2 protein-coding genes and 2 pseudogenes are annotated in these 2815 nt (G+C 64.4%); 2 read left to right on the top strand and 2 right to left on the bottom strand.

Annotated features, from left to right (window positions below; translation table 11 throughout):
- A partial coding sequence (locus F0Q45_RS25245) for a DDE-type integrase/transposase/recombinase (RefSeq protein ID WP_149656483.1) occupies window positions 1-670 on the bottom strand: 670 nt, incomplete at its 3' end.
- 220 nt (window positions 671-890) lie between these two features.
- Between F0Q45_RS25245 and F0Q45_RS25240 the strand changes: the two genes are divergently transcribed.
- Together F0Q45_RS25240 and F0Q45_RS25235 are read left to right on the top strand one after the other, a co-directional pair.
- The gene (locus F0Q45_RS25240) at window positions 891-1214 is read left to right on the top strand and encodes a hypothetical protein (RefSeq protein ID WP_149656482.1); all 324 of its coding nucleotides are present in this window, start codon (window positions 891-893) and stop codon (window positions 1212-1214) included.
- A 3-nt stretch (window positions 1215-1217) separates the two neighbouring features.
- A pseudogene (locus F0Q45_RS25235) lies at window positions 1218-2464 on the top strand (IS110 family transposase).
- A 20-nt stretch (window positions 2465-2484) separates the two neighbouring features.
- On the opposite strand, the pseudogene F0Q45_RS25230 reads toward F0Q45_RS25235, so the two are convergent.
- Window positions 2485-2815: pseudogene (locus F0Q45_RS25230) on the bottom strand (IS3 family transposase); the annotation flags it as partial.

The raw sequence follows: 2815 nt of genomic DNA, 5'->3' as shown, positions 1-2815 counted from the left end.
TGGCAGGTCCCCGATAGTCGGTCCACCCGGTTTTAGAGCCAGGTTGTGTTGATGTCGGTTCAGTTGATGTCGCAGGCCATGGGGTGATGGGTGTGGCTGCATCGGGCAGCGTACTCGGCGGGGGTTCGGTAACCCAGCGCCGAGTGACGATGTCCTGTGTTGTGCTCGTGCTTGAAGTCGCGATGACGACGCGGGCTTCGAGCAGGTTGGTCCAGTGGTTGCGGTTGAGGCACTCCCTTCGTAGCCGGTTGTTGAACGATTCGATGTACGGGTTGTTCCACGGCGTTCCGGGCGGGATGTAGGACAGCCCGACCTTGTCAGCGCAGAACTGTTGCAGCGCTTGGGAAATAAGCTCCGGTCCGTTATCCATCCGCAGCACCATCGGCGGGCCGCCGGCGGCGGCGAAACACTTCTCCAGCTCGTCGGTGAGCCGCTCGGCGGTGATCGATCGTTCGACCAGGTTCAGCAGCGATTCGCGGGTGTGCTCGTCGAGCATCGACGCGATCTTGATGGCCTTGCCGTCGACGGTGGAGTCGAACTGGAAATCCAACGCCCACACCACCTTCGGCGCATCCGCGACCACCTCCGGCGGCCATGTCGACTGGCCTGCGCGTTTGCGTGGGCTGTGCACGCGGCGCTGCAGGCCCTCCTGCTTCCACAGCCGGTGCACCTTCTACTACTACTACTACTACTACTACTTATCAGTGAACGGTGCACCAGCGGCACGGACACCTGATCAGAACAGGACTGTTGGCAGGTCTATCCACAGGCCTGGTGCCGGGCTGTCGGTCGCCGTTCGCCGGCTTGGCCCGGCGACCCGTTGTCTTTCCTGGCGAGCCTGAATTTCAGGCAGACCGCGGGATGCCGGTTCGTTGTCGCCGGTGATTCCTGTGGACCTTCAGGCCCTTGAGGCCTCCAAGAAGACCGGGAGCCTCGGCGGCAGCAGGAGCGGCCGGACCGGGTACGGCGTGTCGTCGCGGTCCGGCCGCTCGTCAACGGTTGGGATTGATCGTGGTTCGAGCCCGCTTGCACGACCGGACGCCCTGAATCTCTTCGAGAGCCGCAGAGTTCTGACGAAGACCGGCGCCGTGCGGGCGCGCTGGGATCGCGAACAGCTCATCGGAGGCAAGCCCGAGAGGCTCGTAAGTAGGGTGCTGCGCGTTCTCGCTGAGGTCTTGGACCAGTTGGTAATACCTGACATGACGGAGGTGTGAGGAATGAAGCGATTCTGCGGAATCGATTGGGCTGAAGGGCATCACGATGTTGCGATCATCGACCGCGATGGCAAGCTGTTGGCTAAGAAGCGTATCAGCGGCGACCCGGCCGGATTCAGCGCATTGATCGAACTGCTCGCCGACTCTGGCGACAGCCCCGAAGACCTGATTCCGGTCGCGATCGAAACACCGCGTGGGCTGCTGGTGGCGGCGCTTCGTGGCACGGGACGGCCGGTTTTCGCGATCAACCCGATGGCTGTGCCCGTTACCGGGATCGGCACTCGGTGGCCCGCGCGAAGTCCGATCACGCCGATGCGATGACGCTGGCGAACATTCTTCGTGTTGATGCGCACCTGCATCGACAACTACCTGCTGACAGCGAATTAGCCCAAGCCATAGCGGTTTTGGCGCGCGCCCAGCAGGATGCGGTGTGGCGACGCACCAAGGCTGGCAACGAACTGCGATCGATGCTGCGTGAATACTATCCGGCGTTCCTGGACACGTTCGCCGGCAAGTCCGCCACCAACCTGGCCAAACCGGAAGCCCGTGCGATCCTCGCCATCGCGCCTACGCCCGCGCACGCCGCCCGGCTCACCAAGGCCCGCATCGCCGCCGCGCTGCGCCGCGCCGGTCGCAGACGCGGCATCGACGACCTGGCCACCGACATCCTGCAACACTTGCGGATCCCGCAATTGCGGCAGCCCGACCTGGTCGAAAAAGCCATGGGCCGCCAAGCGATCGCCTTGCTGGCGATGCTCGATGCCGCCTGCGCCGGCGCTGACGAGCTGGAACAGGCCGCGACCGAGGAATTCCGCAAGCATCCCGATTATGCCGTCATCACCAGCTTCCCCGGTCTGGCCGAGGTGACCGGCGCCCGTATTCTCGCCGAGATCGGTGACGACCGCGACCGGTTTGCCCACGGCCGCGCACTGAAGGCATATGCCGGATCAGCACCCATCACCAGGGCATCCGGCAAGGTCACTTCCATCACCCACCGCCGGATCAAGAATGACCGGCTCGCCGCAGTCGGCTGGGTCTGGGCCACCTATGCCTCGATCAACCCGGGCCCTGCCCGCACGCACTACCGCAGGCGCCGCGACCACGGCGATCGCCACGCCGCCGCTCTGCGGCACTTGTTCAACAAGATGATCGGCCAGCTCTACCACTGCCTACAAACCCGACAAACCTTCGACGCGCAAAAAGCCTTCAGTCACTCCGCCGACACACCCCAGAATGAAGCTGCCGCTTGACAGTTAGCGGAATCGGAGGTCTTCTTGTTCACCTCCCGGTGCTCGTCATGGCGCAGCGCCGCCCAGGCACGCCGAAACCCGTGGCAGGGGTGTTTGGTGGAGTAGTTCCGCAGCCATTGGCGCAGCTCGGCGTCCGGGTCAGCCGGCGTGTGCGCGACAGGGATGCGGCGGTAGGTGGAGCGGGCCAGCCCGACCGCTTTGCACGCCAGCCGCTCGGACATGCCCTTGACCTCTTTGAGCATGTCCACGGCCTGGCGCTTGGCGTCCGGGCTCAGAATTTTCCCTTGGCCACCTCCCGCAGAGCGTCCTTCTCCAGCTCGGCCTCGGCCAGCAGCCGCTTGAGTCGGGAGT

Origin of the sequence: Mycobacterium simiae (assembly GCF_008370645.1) — a bacterium.
GTDB lineage: Bacteria > Actinomycetota > Actinomycetes > Mycobacteriales > Mycobacteriaceae > Mycobacterium > Mycobacterium simiae_A.
The sequence above is the reverse complement of the archived record's forward strand: the minus strand, read 5'-3'. Positions and strand labels throughout refer to the sequence as shown.